This window comes from Pseudosulfitobacter pseudonitzschiae (assembly GCF_002222635.1).
GTDB classification, from domain to species: Bacteria; Pseudomonadota; Alphaproteobacteria; order Rhodobacterales; family Rhodobacteraceae; genus Pseudosulfitobacter; species Pseudosulfitobacter pseudonitzschiae_A.
In genome coordinates this window covers 2,838,809-2,858,771 of sequence record NZ_CP022415.1, presented here as the reverse complement: position 1 = coordinate 2,858,771, position 19,963 = coordinate 2,838,809, and the positions used below count along the sequence as shown (strand labels likewise).

Sequence of the window (19,963 nt, the reverse complement as noted above, 5' to 3'; positions counted from 1 at the left end):
CGTTTTGCGCGAGTAAGGAAATCCTGACCCGTCCTATATGCTGTGGCCTGTGCCAAATTTCCCACATTCTGTGCTGTCACGGCAGGCTGGCGAGGATGTCTTTTGCTGCTTGGGTGGGGTTGGCTGCGGCCCAAATGGGACGTCCGACAACGATGTGATCTGCCCCGTCGGTGATCGCCTGTGCCGGTGTCGCCACGCGTTTCTGATCACCCAAGTCGGCCCCCGCAGGACGCACGCCGGGTGTGACGATCAGGCGGTTCGCTGCTTCGGGCAAGGCGCGGATCATCGCAGCCTCTTGCGGCGAGGCGATGATACCGTCGGCCCCTGCTTCAAATGCGCGGCCTGCCCGTTCGACCACCAGATCGGCGGTGGTGCCGTCCTTGATCAGGCTGTCGTCCAGATCGGCGCGGTCCAGCGAGGTCAGGATAGTGACCGCGAGGATTTTCATGTCCGTCCCGGAAGCGCCCTCTTTGGCGGCGCGGACCACGTGCGGGTCGCCGTGCACGGTCAGGAAATCCAGTTCGAATTGCGCCAGTCCCCGCACCGCCGCCTCGACGGTGGCGCCGATGTCGAACAGTTTCATGTCAAGAAAGATGCGCTTGCCCTGTTCCTGCTTCAACTCGTTTGCCAGCCCCAGCCCGCCGCCTGTCAGCATTCCCAGTCCGATTTTATAAAACGTCACGGCGTCGCCAAGATCCTGCGCCAGTTTCAGTCCGGCGATGGCATTTGGAACATCAAGGGCGACGATCAGGCGGTCATTGGGCGATTGGGTCATGTGCGGGCTCCTTTGCGCTGTGAAGCGCTTAGCGCGAATGGGCTGCTTGCGGCAAGTCTGCGGGGCGGCGCATGTCGGCAAAAAAGCCCGGATGGCCAAAAGCGCATCCGGGCAGAGCATCAGAGACCTAGCAGGCAGGCACATGTCTCTGGAAGCGCGGCGTCAAATGTGCGGGGACAGATTACACATTCGACCAAGCCGCTATGCTATGCAGCGAGGCGACGCAGCATAGCAATGGGGTTCATTTTCACGTTCTGGCGCGTTTGGAACTTGCCCGCACGGGCTCGGTTCTGCGCGTCGGTCAAAGTAGAAGAAGACGACAGGCCGTGCGGTCCCGCATGACGCCGCAGCGCCTGCGTTGCGAGGCCCGAAGCCGCATTGGCGTATGTCATTGTGATCGGTGCATCGATGGCGCACGCATACTTGCGCGCACCTTGGGGCGCGTGGACTGTGACCAATGCTTCGAAACTTTGCGTCGTTGCATTGTAGATCACGCTGTTTAGCTCAACCGGATGTTGCATTCTGACACCTGTTTGTTGTCTTGTAGATAATAAACGTTTCATATGTAGTTTTTGTTTCATGAGTGAGTGGCTCTTTATAAGTCATTGACTTATAGTGATTATTATCGAAGCGATTGCTGTAGATTCCTTGTGGGATGGGCGGCTGCGTCTATTTCGGTGCTACACAGCGACGGGCGGGGATCAGGCATCCCTGTAAACCGACCTTGGCGCAAAACCGGCGATTTCTATCTAACGAAATCTTGAACGATGATCTCGGGGTGCCCAAATTGGGATCAAGGCCCTTCACCGTTGCGTGTGCTGCATAGTCAGGCACGCGGCATTATCGGGGCGCTTTTACAAAGGAGAATATCTATGGACTTGTCCAAGTTCACAGAGCGGTCGCGCGGTTTCGTGCAAGCAGCGCAGACGATCGCCACACGGGAAAGCCATCAGCGTCTGGCGCCCGAGCACATATTGAAAGCATTGATGGATGATGATCAGGGGTTGGCCAGCAATCTGATCGGACGGGCCGGTGGGAAGCCCGCCCGCGTGACCGAAGCGCTGACCTTGTCGTTGGACAAGATGCCCCGCGTCACCGGCGAAGCGGCGCAGGTCTATCTGGATAACAACACGGCCAAGGTTCTGGCCGAGGCCGAAGCGCTGGCCAAGAAGGCGGGCGACAGCTTTGTGCCGGTCGAGCGTATCCTGATGGCGCTGTGCATGGTCAAATCCGGTGCCAAGATGGCGCTTGAACAGGGCGAAGTCACGGCGCAGGCGCTGAATTCGGCGATCAACGACATCCGCAAGGGGCGCACGGCAGATTCAGCCAGTGCCGAGGACAGCTATGAAGCGTTGGAGAAATACAGCACCGACCTGACCGAGCGGGCCAAGCAAGGCAAGATCGACCCGATCATCGGCCGCGACGAGGAAATTCGCCGCACGATGCAGGTGCTCAGCCGCCGGACCAAGAACAACCCTGTTCTGATCGGGGAACCGGGCGTGGGTAAAACCGCGATTGCCGAAGGTCTGGCTTTGCGCATCATCAACCGCGACGTGCCCGAAAGCCTGCGCAACAAGAAGTTGCTGGCGCTGGACATGGGCGCGCTGATCGCCGGAGCCAAGTATCGTGGCGAGTTCGAGGAACGTCTGAAGGCGGTCCTGAACGAAGTCACCGATGCTGCGGGCGAGATCATCCTGTTCATCGACGAAATGCACACGCTGGTTGGCGCGGGCAAGGCCGATGGCGCGATGGATGCGGCCAACCTGATCAAACCGGCGCTGGCGCGGGGTGAATTGCACTGCATCGGTGCGACCACGCTGACTGAATACCGCAAATATGTGGAAAAAGACGCGGCATTGGCCCGCCGGTTCCAGCCCGTGATGGTGCAGGAACCCACGGTCGAAGACACGATCAGCATTCTGCGCGGCATCAAGGAAAAATACGAGATGCACCACGGGGTGCGGGTCAGTGACAGCGCCTTGGTCGCAGCGGCAACGCTGAGCCATCGCTATATCACCGACCGTTTCCTGCCGGACAAGGCCATCGACCTGGTGGACGAGGCGGCCAGCCGTCTGCGCATGGAAGTCGACAGCAAGCCCGAAGAGCTCGATGCGATCGACCGACAGATCCTGCAATTGCAGATCGAGGCCGAAGCTCTGCGCGCCGAGGATGACGCGGCCAGCAAGGACCGTCTTGGAACGCTGGAAAAGGATCTTGCCGATCTGCAGGATCAAAGCGCCGAAATGACGGCGCAGTGGCAGACCAACCGCGATGCCATCGCCTCGGCGCAGGGTATCAAGGAACAGCTGGACCGTGCGCGTGCCGATCTGGACATCGCCAAGCGCGAGGGCAATCTGGCAAAGGCGGGCGAGCTGTCTTATGGTGTGATCCCGCAACTGGAGCGCCAGCTTGAAACGCTGGACGCGACCGAGGCGGACGCCAAGACCGCCGACACCGTGCGCCCTGAACAGATCGCCAGCGTCGTCGAGCGCTGGACCGGTATCCCGACGTCGCGGATGCTGGAAGGCGAACGTGACAAGCTGTTGCGCATGGAAGACCAGTTGCACAGCCGTGTGGTGGGTCAGGACAGCGCCGTGCACGCGGTGGCCAATGCGGTGCGCCGAGCGCGGGCCGGTCTGAACGACGAAAACCGTCCTCTGGGCAGTTTTCTGTTCCTCGGACCAACTGGCGTCGGCAAGACCGAGTTGACCAAGGCCGTGGCAAATTTCCTGTTCGACGACGACAACGCGATGGTGCGTCTGGATATGTCGGAGTTCATGGAAAAACACAGCGTCGCGCGTCTGATCGGGGCCCCTCCGGGCTATGTCGGCTATGACGAAGGCGGCGTCCTGACCGAAGCGGTGCGGCGCCGACCCTATCAGGTCGTGTTGTTCGACGAGGTCGAAAAGGCGCACCCGGATGTGTTCAACGTGCTGTTGCAGGTCCTTGACGACGGGGTGCTGACCGATGGTCAGGGCCGCAAGGTCGACTTCAAGCAGACACTGATCGTCCTGACCAGCAACCTCGGCGCACAGGCGCTCAGCCAACTGCCCGAAGGCGGTGACATGGCCGGGGCCAAACGCGACGTGATGGACGCGGTACGGGCACATTTCCGCCCCGAGTTCCTGAACCGTCTGGACGAAACGATCATCTTTGATCGCCTCAGCCGTGATAACATGGATGGTATCGTCGATATCCAGATGGCGCGTTTGCTGAAACGTCTTGCTGCGCGCAAGATATCGCTGGATCTGGACGACAGCGCACGCAAGTGGCTGGCTGACGAAGGCTATGATCCGGTGTTCGGGGCGCGTCCGTTGAAACGGGTGATCCAGAACACGCTGCAAAACCCGCTGGCCGAGATGTTGCTGGCCGGGGATGTCATGGACGGCGACACGATCCCCGTCACGGCTGGCAGCGAGGGGCTGATTATTGGTGACCGTGTTGGCGGGACCAACCGGCCCAGACCGGACGACGCTGTGGTTCACTGAGCCATATCACGAAACAGCAAAGGGCGCCCAAGTAGGGCGCCCTTTTTGCGTTTGGGGCGGGTGGTCTCCGGACATTGCTGTGGTGATGTATTCCGCTATAGTTCCAATTGGTGATCGGAGGAAACCATTTGAAACGTCGTATTTTGGTTCGTGCTTTGTTGGTGCTTGTGCTGATTGTGATCGCGGCGTTCAGCTATACCAAGGTGATGGCTCGACTGCCTTGGGCGACGGTTCCTGCGTTCGTGCAGGTCGAGTTTTTGGCCGATCAGATCATCGTCTCGAAAGCGGACAGGATACTATATCTGCTGCGAGATGGAAACGTGATGAAATCCTACAACATCGCGATGGGTGCGCGTTGGAATGACGGCCCCAAGCAGCAAGAAGGTGACGAGCGGACGCCAGAAGGCGCGTATCGGATTGACTGGCGCAATCCGCGATCAGTTGCGCACCTGAGCCTGCACATCTCCTATCCCGAAATTGGGGATCGCGCGCGTGCGTTGCAGGCTGGTTACGATCCCGGAAGTAATATCATGATCCACGGATTGCCGAACGGATGGGGTTTTATCGGCGGATTACATCTGTTGATGAACTGGACGGATGGCTGCATTGCCGTAACCAACCGCGAAATGCGCGAGATCTGGGCCCATACGCCAGACGGAACACCGATAACCATCGCAGCCCGATGGATGCCGTTGGCGAATTAATCCTTTTTGCGTGCCTGCTGTGCCTCGGTGATCCGTGGCATTGATACCTCGATCCAGTCAGCTAGCCCGCGCACCTTTTCGGCCACTTCGCGGCCCAGCGGGGTCAGGCTGTATTCCACATGTGGCGGCACCACATCAAAGGACACGCGATCAACGAAACCGTCGGCGGCCAGCGCTTGCAGGGTCTGGGCCAGCATTCTTTCACTGACGCCGCCAATCTGCTGGCGCAGGGCGCTAAAGCGTAGGGTGTTATCGTCAAGCGCCATCAATGCCAGAACGCCCCAGCGGCTGGTCACATGCTTCAGTACATCGCGTGACGGGCATTGTACCGCCATCAGATCGCCGCGCCTTACGCGTTCGGACAAAGGCTCGGGGGTCAGGGCGGGGGTGTGTTCGGTCATGGCGGCGCTCCGTGTCTCAGAAATCCTTCACTTACATTTATGTACGTACTTACTTTTCGTAAGTAAATAGTCTAGCTCTGGTGGGGCAACGCATAACATCAAAAGGAACATCCCATGACACTTGCAGTAACTGGCGCAACCGGACAGTTGGGCCGTTTGGTCATCGCTGACCTTAAGGCCAAGCGGGGCGCAGGCGAAATCGTCGCTTTGGCGCGCAGCCCGGAAAAGGCGGCTGACCTTGGCGTGAGGGTGCGCGAGGCCGACTATGACGTTCCCGAAACACTGGCTGCCGCACTTGATGGCGTAGACAAGCTGCTGTTGATTTCTGGCAGCGAGATTGGCCAGCGTACCGCCCAGCACCGCGCCGTAATTGATGCGGCCAAGGCGGCTGGCGTCGGGCACATTATTTACACCAGCCTGCTGCGGGCCGATACGTCACCCATGTCGTTGGCCGTAGAGCACCGCGAGACAGAGGCGTTGATCAAAGCATCGGGGCTTACCTACACGATCTTGCGCAATGGTTGGTACACCGAGAATTATACAGGCTCGGTTGCGGGTGCGGTGCAGGCCGGTGCGCTTGTCGGGTCGGCAGGTGACGGACGCATCAGTTCGGCAGCCCGTGCGGATTATGCCGCTGCTGCGGTGGCTGTGCTGACCTCGGGCGATCATGCCGGCAAAACCTATGAGTTGGCAGGCGACAGCGCCTATACACTGACCGATCTGGCCATCGAGGTAAGTGCGCAGACCGGCAAGACGGTTCCCTATCAGAACCTGCCACAGGACGAATACTCCAAGATTTTGGTCTCGGTCGGTCTGCCCGAAGGCTTTGCCGCAGCCTTGGCCAGCTTTGACGTGGATGCATCTCGCGGGGCGTTGTTTCACGATGGAAAGGATCTGTCGCAATTGATTGGGCGAGACACTACGCCGATGTCCAAATCAGTGTCGGACGCGTTGGTATAAACCACGACAAACTCGAAGGGGCGCTCGATTGCGGACGCCCCTTTTCACAGGCAGATATTTGACGTCATCGGAGTATCGAGGTTACCTTGAAGATGAAGTCGCTGTTATCCAGATCAGCCACGTCCACTTTTTGTAGCACCACACGCATACCGCGCCCGCCGCCGCCAAATTGCGAGACATCGAGAAAGATGGTTTCGGTTGCATCTGCGATAAAGCTGATCGTGATTCCATATGTTCCACCACGACCGGCGGCGGTGCCCGTCTGATCGCCAATTCTGACAGTAAACGGTGTGCCTGCAAGCGATGTGTCGACCGTTACAACAATGATGTAGGTGAATCCCTTGATGACCTTCAGTGCTATGGCGTCCGCAGTGTCGCTGTTAAGCCCGCTTTGCAGACCAAGTTGACCGTTGATGCCATTGGAAAGCCCGTTGTCGTTCGGCAGGCCGTTATTATAGCTTTCTAAAAAATAGTTGGGATAAGTATCTACGTTTTCTGCCGGTGTGTGGAGACCAAGTTATGCTTGGGGTTTTCCTGCGCTTTTGGCGGGCAGGGGCTAGATACTGTTGCCTGAGTATGTGGGAATGGCAGGGTTTTTCACGCTTCTGGGGCGCGATCCGTTGGTGTGCCGGTGAACCTCTGCTACATTATGACGCCCGTGTGCCCTTGCGTCGACGTGGTCGTGGCTTAATTGTGCGACCAAGGCGATGACCATGGGAGAGAGCGAAATGAGTACGACACTGACGCTGCTGGAGTTCCTTTCTTTTGCGTTCATCGGGCTGATTGGCGCGGGGCTGCTGTTTGTGGTGGTTTTGTTTGTTCTCGATCGCCTGCAGACCGAGGACGCAATCCGACGAAACTATCCGGTGATCGGGCGCTTTCGGCATATCTTTTCGACGTTGGGTGAATTCTTCCGCCAGTATTTTTTCGCGATGGACCGCGAAGAGCTGCCGTTTAACCGCGCACAGCGGGATTGGGTCAAACGCACGGGCGAGCCGCACAGTAATACGGTGGCTTTTGGATCAACTCGAAACCTGTCCATTGTCGGCACGCCGATTTTTGTCAACGCTGCCTTTCCGCCACTGGACGACCAGTTTGCCAGTTCCGAGCCGATGGTGATCGGGGCGGGTGCACGGATGCCCTATACGGCGCGCTCATTTTTCCACATTTCTGGCATGAGTTATGGCGCGCTGTCACGTCCTGCTGTACGCGCGCTTAGTCGCGGTGCGGCCAAAGCGGGCATCTGGATGAACACCGGCGAGGGTGGGCTAAGCCCCTTTCATCTTGAAGGCGGCTGCGATATTGTTTTCCAGATCGGCACGGCCAAGTTCGGTGTACGCAACGCGGATGGTTCGTTAAACGAAGACAAGCTGCGCAAGATTGCCGCGAATGCCTCTGTCAAGATGTTCGAGCTGAAGCTGGCCCAAGGGGCCAAGCCCGGCAAGGGGGGCATTCTGCCCGGTGCCAAGGTTACCCCCGAAATTGCCGAAATTCGCGGCCTGCCCGTTGGTATTGATGCGATTTCGCCCAACCGCCACGTCGAGATTGATGATTGGGACGACCTGTTGGATATGATCGTGCGCTTGCGCGACATCACCGGCAAACCTGTGGGCATCAAAACCGTTGTTGGCGACAGGGAATCTTTCCGCGATTTCATGCAGACGATCAAGAAACGTGGAGAGGCGTGCGCGCCGGATTTCATTACCATCGACGGCGGCGAGGGTGGCACCGGGGCTGCCCCCATGCCGCTGATTGATCTGGTGGGCATGTCGGTGCGGGAATCGCTGCCGCTGGCCGCCGATCTGCGCAACGAGGCCGGATTGAAAGATCGCATCCGTCTGGTCGCCAGTGGCAAGCTGGTCAATCCGGGTGATGTGGCGTGGGCGCTGGCAGCGGGGGCGGATTTCATTACCTCGGCGCGGGGGTTCATGTTCTCGTTGGGCTGCATCCAGTCTCTGAAATGCAACAAGAATACTTGCCCCACAGGCATCACCACGCACGATCCGCGTCTGCAAAAGGGTCTGGTGGTCGAGGATAAGGACGAGCGGGTGGCGCGCTATGCCCAAGAGATCATTCACGAGGTCGAGGTCATCGCACATTCTGTGGGGGTGGCCGAGCCGCGTCTTTTGCGGCGACGGCATGTGCGGATCATGCAGGGCAGCGGCCAGTCTGTGCCAATGAACGAAATCTATCCCGGCCCGCGCACCGAGCGATAGCTGGCGTCTCGTACATCTTATGAACGGCAATTGTTACACGGGGCCAACTTCGCGTGATCTGGCTGGCGCGCGCATTTGTTTGCCCCACATTCTGTGCATAACGTTGTGAAACGGATGAGGAGACAACCAGAATGGCCTATCGCTGGACAAACACACTGACCGAACGGGACGTGACCCCCGAAGCTGCATTCCTGAACCGGCGGCAGCTGATCGCCGGGGCGGTGGGCCTTGGGTTGGTGGGCATGGCAGGCGGCGCGCGGGCGCAGGACGCGCTTGAGCCGAATGCATGGGAAGATATCACCCAATACAATAACTATTATGAATTCGGCACAGCCAAAGAAGACCCTGCAAAATATGCCAGTGCGCTGACCACGCACCCCTGGACCGTGAAAATTGATGGCATGGTGGACAAGCCTGCGGACTACGCAATGGAAGATATTCTGAAATCCATGACCATCGAAGAGCGCATCTACCGGTTTCGCTGCGTCGAGGCGTGGTCGATGGTGGTGCCATGGAACGGGTTCGAACTGGCTGATTTGCTGAATATGGCGGGTGTGCAGTCGGGCGCGAAATACGTGGCCTTTGAAACCGCGCTGCGTCCTGACGAGATGCCGGGTGTGCGCTATCCCGTGCTCGACTGGCCCTATGTCGAGGGGTTGCGTCTGGACGAGGCAATGCACCCGCTGACGATCATGGCGACAGGTATCTATGGTAAGGATATTCCCAACCAGAACGGCGCGCCTATGCGTTTGGTGGTGCCGTGGAAGTATGGTTTTAAGTCGATCAAGTCGATCGTGCGTATTACCTTGACCGATCAGGAACCGCCGACCAGTTGGAACAAGGCAAATGCGCGTGAATACGGTTTTTACAGCAACGTAAACCCCGAGGTCAGTCACCCGCGCTGGTCGCAAGCCAGCGAGCGACCTCTGGGCGGTGGCCTGTTTGCCCGTCGCGTCCCGACGCTGATGTTCAACGGCTATGGTGAAGAGGTTGCCAGCCTTTACGAGGGCATGGACCTCAAGGCGAACTTCTGACCCTGTTTGCGAGCGGAACGCATAATGTGCATCGCGCGGAAAGAATTGAACAACCGATGGCAGCGATGGTGAATCAGATCAATGGCGCGGCGCGGCGCATCCCCACATGGGTCGTATATATAGTGTTGCTGCTGCCGGTGCCGTTTTTGGTGTATCAGGGCTTTACCGGTGGTCTGGGGCGCGACCCGGTCAAGGGGCTGGAGCATGAGTTGGGTCAATGGGCGCTAAAGTTGATCATTGCGGGGCTGGCAATCACGCCGCTGCGCCGCTTTGCCGGGGTGAACCTGATCCGCTTTCGCCGCGCAGTGGGATTGGCAACCTTTTCCTATGTCTGCCTGCACTTCGCCGTCTGGCTATTTCTCGACGTGCAAATCTGGAGCCAGATTTGGGCTGACATTGTCAAACGTCCCTATGTGACGATCGGCTTTGCCGCGTTTGTGGCGATGATCCCGCTGGCGCTTACCTCTAACAACTGGTCGATCCGTAAACTGGGACCGGCATGGCGTAAGCTGCACAAGCTCACCTATCTGGCGGCTGTATTGGGGGGCGTGCATTACATCTGGCTTGTCAAAGGCATCCAGATCGAACCGCTGGTCTATATGTCAATCATTGTGGGGCTGTTGGCGTTGCGCCTGCGCTGGCCCAAACGGGTGACGGCCTAGACCGATCCAGTTTTCGGGGAAATTCTGTAAAATACGGTGGCGTGTTTTCACTCCGCTCATGAAGCAGGCAGATGTTTCGATCCCATGCCCCAAAGAATTGCACAATCTGAAGATGCGGATAGCGTCAAAATCGCGAAACGGGTGGCGAACCGGTGGAATCACGGTGATCCGATTGAGTGAATCGGAGAGCCGGGTGAAGAGAATCTTCAAAATTTGCCCCTTTAACCCGACTCAAATCACCAAATTCGCGATTCTTGGGCCCTGAATCCTGCCAATCGCTGATCCGAGTCTGTGGATAAGTCGGTTGATACCCTGTCTCGCGGTAACCGATCTGCGTGCGTCGGGTAATAATCGACCGATTTGACCTTGGGTCCACGAAATATTGAGAACCCAAGGGCATGATTTACATAGAGAAAACGGGTTTTTTCAGAAAACGTTCATAATGTTAAAAAAAGGGGTTGCGGGTTTTGGGTGTTAGACTTAGAACCCCCTTCACCGGCGGCGCAGTGATGCATCGGCGGGGCGCCAGAGAGGCCGGAGCGGAGACGCGGTGGTTTTGAGGCGGAACGAAAAACAGAGATAGAGCAGGCGGGGCGCGCCAAGAAGTTAGGGCGCATCACGGTTTGTTTTTGTCTCTACGCTCTTTGAAATTGATAATATCTGAAGAGATATGTGGGCGGTTTGGTTCATTCGATGGATCAACGTCTGTATATCGCGCTCTTAGGGAATGGGTTTAGGCTCGCTACCGATTATAGAGTGTCAGCTTCACTGTTTGGACGGCCTTCGGTTACTTTGGTAACTGAAAGCACAACAAACAGAAAAGACGCCTGTATCATTCAGTAAGTGATGCAGGTCGATGTGCAGAGGTTCGACGTCAAGGATAAGCAAGCAATTGCTTTTCAACTTGAGAGTTTGATCCTGGCTCAGAACGAACGCTGGCGGCAGGCCTAACACATGCAAGTCGAGCGCACCCTTCGGGGCGAGCGGCGGACGGGTTAGTAACGCGTGGGAATGTACCCTTCTCTATGGAATAGCCTCGGGAAACTGAGAGTAATACCATATACGCCCTTCGGGGGAAAGATTTATCGGAGAAGGATCAGCCCGCGTAAGATTAGATAGTTGGTGGGGTAATGGCCTACCAAGTCTACGATCTTTAGCTGGTTTTAGAGGATGATCAGCAACACTGGGACTGAGACACGGCCCAGACTCCTACGGGAGGCAGCAGTGGGGAATCTTAGACAATGGGCGCAAGCCTGATCTAGCCATGCCGCGTGTGTGATGAAGGCCTTAGGGTCGTAAAGCACTTTCGCCAGGGATGATAATGACAGTACCTGGTAAAGAAACCCCGGCTAACTCCGTGCCAGCAGCCGCGGTAATACGGAGGGGGTTAGCGTTGTTCGGAATTACTGGGCGTAAAGCGCACGTAGGCGGATCAGAAAGTTGGGGGTGAAATCCCAGGGCTCAACCCTGGAACTGCCTCCAAAACTCCTGGTCTTGAGTTCGAGAGAGGTGAGTGGAATTCCGAGTGTAGAGGTGAAATTCGTAGATATTCGGAGGAACACCAGTGGCGAAGGCGGCTCACTGGCTCGATACTGACGCTGAGGTGCGAAAGTGTGGGGAGCAAACAGGATTAGATACCCTGGTAGTCCACACCGTAAACGATGAATGCCAGTCGTCGGGCAGTATACTGTTCGGTGACACACCTAACGGATTAAGCATTCCGCCTGGGGAGTACGGTCGCAAGATTAAAACTCAAAGGAATTGACGGGGGCCCGCACAAGCGGTGGAGCATGTGGTTTAATTCGAAGCAACGCGCAGAACCTTACCAACCCTTGACATGCCTGGACAATCCCAGAGATGGGACTTTCCTTCGGGACCAGTGCACAGGTGCTGCATGGCTGTCGTCAGCTCGTGTCGTGAGATGTTCGGTTAAGTCCGGCAACGAGCGCAACCCACATCTTTAGTTGCCAGCAGTTCGGCTGGGCACTCTAAAGAAACTGCCCGTGATAAGCGGGAGGAAGGTGTGGATGACGTCAAGTCCTCATGGCCCTTACGGGTTGGGCTACACACGTGCTACAATGGCATCTACAGTGGGTTAATCCCCAAAAGATGTCTCAGTTCGGATTGGGGTCTGCAACTCGACCCCATGAAGTCGGAATCGCTAGTAATCGCGTAACAGCATGACGCGGTGAATACGTTCCCGGGCCTTGTACACACCGCCCGTCACACCATGGGAGTTGGTTCTACCCGACGGCCGTGCGCCAACCTTTCGAGGAGGCAGCGGACCACGGTAGGATCAGCGACTGGGGTGAAGTCGTAACAAGGTAGCCGTAGGGGAACCTGCGGCTGGATCACCTCCTTTCTAAGGATGTTTCTAGCAGATTTTAAGTGATGCCAACGCGCTCAAGTAGCGAAGCGGTAGCGCATAAAGCTCGTGAAACACTTAGCAGGACAGCAAACAAAGCTGTCCATATTTAGGGCATCGCAAGATGACCCTTCGGACCGAGCCGTCCTCATATCTCTTCAGGAAAACGCGGCAGCAGCCGTTACCGGCAGCTGTCAGGTGACATAACCACTGAGTGCTGCTTACGGGCATTGCTTCGCAATACCCTGTCGCACACGGGTTTTGTTTTGCACGCAAAATGAAAACCGGGTCGGTAGCTCAGGTGGTTAGAGCGCACGCCTGATAAGCGTGAGGTCGGAGGTTCAAGTCCTCCTCGACCCACCAGTATCCCGCAAGGGGTTAGATGGGGCCTTAGCTCAGCTGGGAGAGCGCCTGATTTGCATTCAGGAGGTCAGGAGTTCGATCCTCCTAGGCTCCACCAAGTCTCTTTCGAAGAAAGGGACGTAGGTCTGGGAATTGCTACGCAGCAGCAATCAGAAGACCATTACTTAGTAGAACATATCTTCGAGCATTCTGTGAATGTTCGAACGTCTGTTCTCGGACGAAGCGCAAGCTTCTGTTCTGCAGACGAATTGACATCGTATAGAGAGATACATAATCAACACTGTTTGATCACCATAAGTATTTGGATGATCTCAGTTTGGTGCTTGGGCCTTTTGGTTCAAGCGAGCGTTTGCATGGACTGTTTCCTCGGTCCCCCAAGCGTCTGCCAGCTGAAAAGAACGTGTTGTCCAAGTCAAGTACACTAACCAGAACGGTTCTGTTCACTTCCTGCACGGATGGTGAACACTCAAGAGCCGTTCATTGTCAGCATGCACAAACATGCTGGCGGGAAAAAGTATACTTTTGATCCCAGAAGAAGATCGGGTTTAGTTACCAGCTGCCCGGTCGTGTTTGATGCGACGTCTTCTTGTGGCCGCAAGGTTGCAGGTTGGCTTCAAGTCTTTCTTTTTCTGGATCAAATCAAGCGCGAAAAGGGCGTTTGGTGAATGCCTTGGCAGTAAGAGGCGATGAAAGACGTGATACTCTGCGATAAGTCATGGGGAGCTGAGAATAAGCTTTGATCCATGAATTTCTGAATGGGGCAACCCACCTGATACTGTGTTATTACTACCCTTCGGGGTGGCTAATAATACGGTAAACCAGGTATTTCTAGACTGAATACATAGGTTTAGAAAAGCAAACCCGGGGAACTGAAACATCTAAGTACCCGGAGGAAAGGAAATCAATTGATACTCCCCTAGTAGCGGCGAGCGAACGGGGACCAGCCGAGCCTTGAATGTGAATAGAATGGTCTGGAAAGGCCAACCATAGTGGGTGACAGTCCCGTATATGAAGCACGATAGGACGTATTAAGTAGGGCGGAACACGTGAAATTCTGTCTGAAGATCGGAGGACCACCTTCGAAGGCTAAGTACTCCTTACTGACCGATAGTGAACCAGTACCGTGAGGGAAAGGTGAAAAGCACCCCGACGAGGGGAGTGAAACAGTACCTGAAACCGAACGCCTACAATCAGTTGGAGGGCCCTTGAGGCCTGACAGCGTACCTTTTGTATAATGGGTCATCGACTTGGTCTCACGAGCAAGCTTAAGCCGTTAGGTGTAGGCGCAGCGAAAGCGAGTCTTAATAGGGCGTCGAGTTCGTGGGATCAGACCCGAAACCGAGTGATCTAGGCATGACCAGGATGAAGGTAAGGTAACACTTACTGGAGGTCCGAACCCACACCTGTTGAAAAAGGTCGGGATGAGTTGTGCCTAGGGGTGAAAGGCCAATCAAACTCGGAGATAGCTGGTTCTCTGCGAAATCTATTTAGGTAGAGCGTCATCCGAATACCCCCGGGGGTAGAGCACTGGATGGGTAATGGGGCCCCACAGGCTTACTGATCCTAACCAAACTCCGAATACCGGGGAGTACTAGATGGCAGACACACGGCGAATGCTAACGTCCGTCGTGAAGAGGGAAACAACCCTGACCTACAGCTAAGGCCCCTAATTCATGGCTAAGTGGGAAAGCAGGTGGGACGACCAAAACAACCAGGAAGTTGGCTTAGAAGCAGCCATCTTTTAAAGATAGCGTAACAGCTCACTGGTCTAATCAAGTTGTCCTGCGGCGAAGATGTAACGGGGCTCAAGCCATGAGCCGAAGCTTAGGATGCACATAGTGCATGGTAGCAGAGCGTAGTGTGACATAATTCCATGTCTCCTTAAGCCCTTCGGGGCGATTGGAGACGCGGAGTTTTCTGTGAAGCCGGCGCGTGAGCGATCCGGTGGAGAGATCACTAGTGAGAATGATGACATGAGTAGCGACAAAGGGAGTGAGAGACTCCCTCGCCGAAAGTCCAAGGGTTCCTGCTTAAAGCTAATCTGAGCAGGGTAAGCCGACCCCTAAGGCGAGGCCGAAAGGCGTAGTCGATGGGAACCAGGTTAATATTCCTGGGCCAGATGGAAGTGACGGATCTCGAAGGTAGTTCATCCTTATCGGATTGAATGGGCTGCTTAGAGGTTCCTGGAAATAGCTCCATCGCTAGATCGTACCCTAAACCGACACAGGTGGACTGGTAGAGAATACCAAGGCGCTTGAGAGAACTATGTTGAAGGAACTCGGCAAAATACCTCCGTAAGTTCGCGAGAAGGAGGCCCAGTTTCTAGGCAACTAGAGGCTGGGGGCACAAACCAGGGGGTGGCGACTGTTTATTAAAAACACAGGGCTCTGCGAAGTCGTAAGACGACGTATAGGGTCTGACGCCTGCCCGGTGCCTGAAGGTTAAAAGGAGGGGTGAGAGCTCTGAATTGAAGCCCAGGTAAACGGCGGCCGTAACTATAACGGTCCTAAGGTAGCGAAATTCCTTGTCGGGTAAGTTCCGACCTGCACGAATGGCGTAACGACTTCCCCGCTGTCTCCAACATAGACTCAGCGAAATTGAATTACCTGTCAAGATGCAGGTTTCCCGCGGTTAGACGGAAAGACCCCGTGCACCTTTACTACAGCTTCACACTGGCAATAGGTCAGGCATGTGCAGGATAGGTGGTAGGCTTTGAAGCAGGGACGCTAGTCCTTGTGGAGCCACCCTTGAGATACCACCCTTGCCTCGCTTGTTGTCTAACCGCGGTCCGTTATCCGGATCCGGGACCCTGTGTGGCGGGTAGTTTGACTGGGGCGGTCGCCTCCTAAAGCGTAACGGAGGCGCGCGAAGGTTGGCTCAGAGCGGTCGGAAATCGCTCGTTGAGTGCAATGGCAGAAGCCAGCCTGACTGCGAGACTGACAAGTCGAGCAGAGTCGAAAGACGGCCATAGTGATCCGGTGGTCCCAAGTGGGAGGGCCATCGCTCAACGGATAAAAGGTACGCCGGGGATAACAGGCTGATACTGCCCAAGAGTCCATATCGACGGCAGTGTTTGGCACCTCGATGTCGGCTCATCTCATCCTGGGGCTGGAGCAGGTCCCAAGGGTACGGCTGTTCGCCGTTTAAAGAGGTACGTGAGCTGGGTTTAGAACGTCGTGAGACAGTTCGGTCCCTATCTTCCGTGGGTGTAGGATACTTGAGAGGAGTTGCCCCTAGTACGAGAGGACCGGGGTGAACGATCCACTGGTGGACCAGTTGTCGTGCCAACGGCAGTGCTGGGTAGCTATGATCGGACAGGATAACCGCTGAAGGCATCTAAGCGGGAAGCCCCCCTCAAAACAAGGTATCCCTGAGAGCCGAGGTAGACCACCTCGTCGATAGGCCAGAGATGTAAGCGCTGTAAGGCGTTCAGTTGACTGGTACTAATTGCTCGATAGGCTTGATTTGATCCAGTAGAAGCAAGACTTCACAGTGAAAACCGTGAATGACCGCATCGAAAGACAATCAAAAGCATACACATAATACAGTCGTACATGACTTGGACATTCAGAGGTTTTTCTTGGTTTGGTGATCATAGCGCAAGCAAAACACCCAGCCCCATCCCGAACCTGGCAGTTAAGTGCTGTAGCGCCGATGGTACTGCGTCTTAAGACGTGGGAGAGTAGGTCATTGCCAAACCTAGTAAAACCTCCGAATGCGTATCTCTCTAAACGATCCCTCAAACCATCTGGCGCGGGATGGAGCAGCCCGGTAGCTCGTCAGGCTCATAACCTGAAGGTCGTAGGTTCAAATCCTACTCCCGCAACCAACACTAACTCTTCAACAAATCCAGATACCCCAGAACCCGCTACGGCGGGATTTTGCCGTTTTGGTAACCCCGCACGCGAGAATAGCCGCCAGGTCACCTGCCAGCAGCGTCCGGTGCTTCCCAAGGGCTTTGGGAACCGGTTCCATCCGAACATTCGAAATCAGACCCCGCAGCGCTTCAGCCGCCCGCACCTTCAGGTCTGGCTCGTTCAGCGTGGCCGTGAGGGTCGTGCAGATTGCAGCGCCCTTGTTCCGGCTTAGAGTAACGGGCGGCGGGGATGCCCGGCAAAGGCGGGCCGAGGGCAATACGGAGCAAACAGCCGCTCGTGCATCTTGCGCGGGCGGTCAGTGGTTGCGGGGCCGCGGTCGCGATCACATGGGTATCTGTCCATATGCCTCTGATCGACGCAACGGCAATCGGGATGAGCTACGGCGTAGTTGCCATCTTCCTGGGAACAGATGTCTTGAAAAAATCTGTCAGCGGCAGGTACAGGTTTGCCGTGGTGGTGTCGCTGATTGGCGTCGGAATCATCATGTTCAGTAAAGGTGCATTTCAAAGCGGCGTTTCGGTTAGGCCTGCGCTGATTGCCTTAGCAAGCGCTGTCCTTTTCGCTCTCGAAGGGCTTTTGATAAGCATTCTGGGCCGCTCCGAGCGAGCGTTCACAGTTATGATACATGTGACGTTTTTCGGCTTTTGCCTGATGTTATTCCCAGCCTTGATCGAGTGGCAGCCCGTCAGCCTGAAAACTACAACTCTGTGTCTGCTCCTTGGTCCGATGGGCGTTGTTGGCCAATATTGTACCATTCGCGGCTATCGCTCTGCCCCGCTATCGATCGTCGCACCCGTTGATTATTCTTGGCTTCTGTTCTCGGCCATCTTGGGCATTCTAGTTTTCAATGAGGTTCCTGACACGACGGCATGGGTCGGATGCTTTGGCATCATGCTTGGAGGCGTCCTATTGGCACGCCTTGGCAGCAAGCGATAAAGATTTATCGAATGTCAGCTTCGTCCGCTTTGCTGAGTTACGACGCCGTCGCCCACTTGTGGAAGGTCAAGCTGGAATCCGGGATCGAAGGCGTGAGCGGACACAGTCGAGCGACGGACATCCTCAAATCCAGAATCCTGACTTGACCACACATCACCTCACGGCTATAGGTTACTCATAGCCGTGGAGTTATCGATTTGAACCAACAAACCCATGACATACTATTCAGATCGCTCTCTGACCCAACCCGCCGCGCCATTTTCGAGCGACTGTGCAGCGAAGGTGAACAGACCGTGGGGGAGCTGACTGGTCACGCAGGGATTTCTCAGCCTGCAGTTTCAAAACACCTTGGCATCTTGAAAGAGGCCGGTTTGGTGGGCGGTCGCCACCAAGGGCGTCAGACACATTATTCGGCTCAAAGGGCCGCACTTGCGCCGCTGATCGACTGGACCCGCCGCATGGGCGGATTCTGGGACAAGAAGCTCGATGATCTCGAAAATCTACTCGGAAGGATGGACCAATGACCGAAACCGCTAAGCAAACCCGCTCGGTTGTGAAGGAACGCGAGCTGGCCCATCCGCCCGACAAAGTGTGGCGGGCGCTGACCGAAAAACACCTCATCGAGGATTGGCTGATGCAAAACGATTTCAGACCAACGGTCGGCCACAGCTTCGAGCTGGAAGCTGAGTGGGGCAAGGTCACTTGTGAGGTGGTGGCCGTCGAGCCGCACAAGACACTGGCTTACACCTGGCAGGCGCATGGACTTGAAAGCGTGGTGACCTGGACCCTGAGCAAGAGCGAAACCGGCACGCGCCTTCGGATGGAACAGACCGGATTTGGCAAGGAGCAAGAGCAAGCCTATCGCGGCGCGACGGCAGGCTGGAATCGTTTTCTGGATCGCCTCGAAACAGTCGTCGCAGAACTGGACTGAAACTATACGAAAGGAAGCATTGTGAGCCTCCACTATCTCATAAGACAAGTTCACCGATGGGCCTCGATTGTGTTCACCGTGTTTTTCATCCTGGTCTTCATCGCGTCGATGCGACCACAGCCCGTTGAATGGGTTTTCTACCTGCCGCTTGCTCCGCTTTTTGTGATGCTGCCAACAGGCCTTTACCTATTTGCATTGCCATACTTTCAGCGAGCGCGTTCGGGGAACAAATCATGACTAACGACGCCAAGCCAAAACTGCTGTCCAGCGGCAATCCCCAAATCCAGAAGGGAGACGGCGACGAACCCGTTCAGGCCTACATCGCCGCGATGCCCGGATGGAAAAAGGATATCGGTCGCAGGGTCGATGTCATTGTGGAACAGGCATTTCCCGAAGTCACAAAAGCCGTCAGATGGAACATACCGCTTTATGGAAAGTTTTCGACGGCTGGATCTTCTCGATGTATTGCTACAAGCGCTATGTTCAGCTGACGTTCATGCGGGGGACATCCCTGTCACCCATCCCGCCAACAAGCTCCAAAACGGAAGGGGCGCGCTATCTGAACATCCACGAAGGGTGCAAGCTGGACGAGGATCAAATAGAGGAGTGGATAAGACAGGCCAGCCGACTTCCGGGCGTGACGCTTTAGGGAGCCGGCGCTGGAAGCGCAAAACTTAGGCAACAGAACACCGCGGGAAGTGGACGCAACATGAGCACGGCCCCGCATCAGGGCTTCAATCTGTATTTTGCCGCCGCCGACGGTCCGACATTGTCGACTGAACAGGATGCATTGGATCTTCCGGGGGAATATGGGGCTCTGAGGCAGATGCCATTATCGTGCCCGTGAACCGTTTCGCGCCGGGCTTTTTCGAACTGGGTAATAAGCAGGCTGGGCACTGCTTTCAGAAAATGCAGAACTACCAGGTACGCTTGGTGATCTTCGGTGACATTTCCGCTCATGTTTCGCTCAGCAAAGCAGGCGCTGATTTTGTGGGGAAAATCAATCGGATCTGGCTGACGATACGCCCCTTTTTCCAAGCAGAGCGAAGCGCGCGAATGGCAGGTAAGTTTGGTGTTTCCATGACTGATCCTCCGATCCTCCACGCCCTCCCACAACTACAACCCGACGTTGGCAAGGCACCTTATCAGGGGGATGCTGCACCGCCGCAAGGCAGCAGTGAGACCCACAGCCGTCACTCAAATGTCATGCAGAGATGGTAGAGGCGCTGGACAAAAATCCGCACAGAACG

15 protein-coding genes, 3 tRNA genes and 3 rRNA genes are annotated in these 19,963 nt (G+C 56.0%); 18 read left to right on the top strand and 3 right to left on the bottom strand.

The window, feature by feature from the left end:
- Positions 1 to 76 precede the first annotated feature (76 nt).
- Both pyrF and SULPSESMR1_RS14090 read right to left on the bottom strand, forming a co-directional pair.
- Entirely contained in the window at positions 77 to 775 is a 699-nt protein-coding gene (gene pyrF / locus SULPSESMR1_RS14095; protein WP_089421389.1) for an orotidine-5'-phosphate decarboxylase, read from the bottom strand.
- Positions 776 to 981: 206 nt separating this feature from the next.
- Positions 982 to 1,356: an orotidine 5-phosphate decarboxylase gene (locus SULPSESMR1_RS14090; RefSeq protein ID WP_157729025.1), complete on the bottom strand. Its 375-nt coding sequence runs from the start codon at positions 1,354 to 1,356 to the stop codon at positions 982 to 984.
- A 291-nt stretch (positions 1,357 to 1,647) separates the two neighbouring features.
- On the opposite strand from SULPSESMR1_RS14090, the gene clpB reads away from it, so the two are divergent.
- Both clpB and SULPSESMR1_RS14080 read left to right on the top strand, forming a co-directional pair.
- Entirely contained in the window at positions 1,648 to 4,263 is a 2,616-nt protein-coding gene (gene clpB / locus SULPSESMR1_RS14085; RefSeq protein ID WP_089421387.1) for an ATP-dependent chaperone ClpB, read from the top strand.
- Positions 4,264 to 4,391: 128 nt separating this feature from the next.
- On the top strand, positions 4,392 to 4,967 hold the full coding sequence (locus SULPSESMR1_RS14080; protein WP_240311404.1) for a L,D-transpeptidase family protein: 576 nt from the start codon (positions 4,392 to 4,394) through the stop codon (positions 4,965 to 4,967).
- On the opposite strand, the gene SULPSESMR1_RS14075 is transcribed toward SULPSESMR1_RS14080, so the two are convergent.
- Positions 4,964 to 5,368: a winged helix-turn-helix transcriptional regulator gene (locus tag SULPSESMR1_RS14075; RefSeq protein WP_089421386.1), complete on the bottom strand. Its 405-nt coding sequence runs from the start codon at positions 5,366 to 5,368 to the stop codon at positions 4,964 to 4,966. The genes SULPSESMR1_RS14080 and SULPSESMR1_RS14075 overlap by 4 nt on opposite strands.
- 114 nt (positions 5,369 to 5,482) lie before the next feature.
- Here SULPSESMR1_RS14075 and SULPSESMR1_RS14070 point away from each other — a divergent pair, with 114 nt between their 5' ends.
- The 16 genes from SULPSESMR1_RS14070 to SULPSESMR1_RS13995 all read left to right on the top strand — a co-directional run bounded on the left by SULPSESMR1_RS14070 (position 5,483) and on the right by SULPSESMR1_RS13995 (position 19,934).
- Positions 5,483 to 6,328, top strand: a complete 846-nt coding sequence (locus tag SULPSESMR1_RS14070) for an SDR family oxidoreductase (RefSeq protein ID WP_089421385.1) — start codon at positions 5,483 to 5,485, stop codon at positions 6,326 to 6,328.
- Between the two features lie 728 nt (positions 6,329 to 7,056).
- On the top strand, positions 7,057 to 8,544 hold the full coding sequence (locus tag SULPSESMR1_RS14065) for an FMN-binding glutamate synthase family protein (RefSeq protein WP_089421384.1): 1,488 nt from the start codon (positions 7,057 to 7,059) through the stop codon (positions 8,542 to 8,544).
- 131 nt (positions 8,545 to 8,675) lie between these two features.
- The gene (msrP, locus tag SULPSESMR1_RS14060; protein WP_089421383.1) at positions 8,676 to 9,578 is read left to right on the top strand and encodes a protein-methionine-sulfoxide reductase catalytic subunit MsrP; all 903 of its coding nucleotides are present in this window, start codon (positions 8,676 to 8,678) and stop codon (positions 9,576 to 9,578) included.
- A gap of 56 nt (positions 9,579 to 9,634) precedes the next feature.
- A complete protein-coding gene (gene msrQ / locus SULPSESMR1_RS14055) occupies positions 9,635 to 10,240 on the top strand; it encodes a protein-methionine-sulfoxide reductase heme-binding subunit MsrQ (RefSeq protein ID WP_421086470.1) in 606 nt (201 codons plus the stop codon).
- Between the two features lie 900 nt (positions 10,241 to 11,140).
- Positions 11,141 to 12,602 (top strand): 16S ribosomal RNA (locus SULPSESMR1_RS14050).
- Between the two features lie 289 nt (positions 12,603 to 12,891).
- Positions 12,892 to 12,968: transfer RNA gene (locus SULPSESMR1_RS14045), tRNA-Ile, on the top strand.
- A gap of 21 nt (positions 12,969 to 12,989) precedes the next feature.
- Positions 12,990 to 13,065: transfer RNA gene (locus tag SULPSESMR1_RS14040), tRNA-Ala, on the top strand.
- A 540-nt stretch (positions 13,066 to 13,605) separates the two neighbouring features.
- Positions 13,606 to 16,436: ribosomal RNA gene (locus tag SULPSESMR1_RS14035) — 23S ribosomal RNA — on the top strand.
- Positions 16,437 to 16,552: 116 nt separating this feature from the next.
- A 5S ribosomal RNA gene (rrf, locus tag SULPSESMR1_RS14030) occupies positions 16,553 to 16,667 on the top strand.
- The 16S, 23S and 5S rRNA genes sit together here with 3 tRNA genes alongside, the layout of an rRNA operon.
- Before the next feature lie 53 nt (positions 16,668 to 16,720).
- Positions 16,721 to 16,797: transfer RNA gene (locus SULPSESMR1_RS14025), tRNA-Met, on the top strand.
- Between the two features lie 391 nt (positions 16,798 to 17,188).
- Positions 17,189 to 17,782: a DMT family transporter gene (locus SULPSESMR1_RS14020; protein WP_157729024.1), complete on the top strand. Its 594-nt coding sequence runs from the start codon at positions 17,189 to 17,191 to the stop codon at positions 17,780 to 17,782.
- A gap of 197 nt (positions 17,783 to 17,979) precedes the next feature.
- Positions 17,980 to 18,306, top strand: a complete 327-nt coding sequence (locus SULPSESMR1_RS14015) for an ArsR/SmtB family transcription factor (protein ID WP_089421381.1) — start codon at positions 17,980 to 17,982, stop codon at positions 18,304 to 18,306.
- Positions 18,303 to 18,713, top strand: a complete 411-nt coding sequence (locus SULPSESMR1_RS14010; protein ID WP_089421380.1) for an SRPBCC family protein — start codon at positions 18,303 to 18,305, stop codon at positions 18,711 to 18,713. The genes SULPSESMR1_RS14015 and SULPSESMR1_RS14010 overlap by 4 nt, the downstream gene beginning before the upstream one ends.
- A gap of 233 nt (positions 18,714 to 18,946) precedes the next feature.
- Positions 18,947 to 19,204 carry a hypothetical protein gene (locus tag SULPSESMR1_RS25445; protein ID WP_240311405.1) on the top strand — a complete coding sequence of 86 codons (258 nt, stop codon included), beginning with the start codon at positions 18,947 to 18,949 and terminating at the stop codon, positions 19,202 to 19,204.
- Positions 19,126 to 19,362, top strand: coding sequence for a DUF1801 domain-containing protein (locus SULPSESMR1_RS25835; RefSeq protein ID WP_349813518.1), 237 nt, complete (start codon positions 19,126 to 19,128; stop codon positions 19,360 to 19,362). The genes SULPSESMR1_RS25445 and SULPSESMR1_RS25835 overlap by 79 nt, the downstream gene beginning before the upstream one ends.
- 188 nt (positions 19,363 to 19,550) lie before the next feature.
- Complete coding sequence (locus SULPSESMR1_RS13995) at positions 19,551 to 19,934, top strand: DUF4180 domain-containing protein (protein ID WP_157729023.1); 384 nt, start codon at positions 19,551 to 19,553, stop codon at positions 19,932 to 19,934.
- The last annotated feature ends 29 nt before the right edge of the window (positions 19,935 to 19,963 follow it).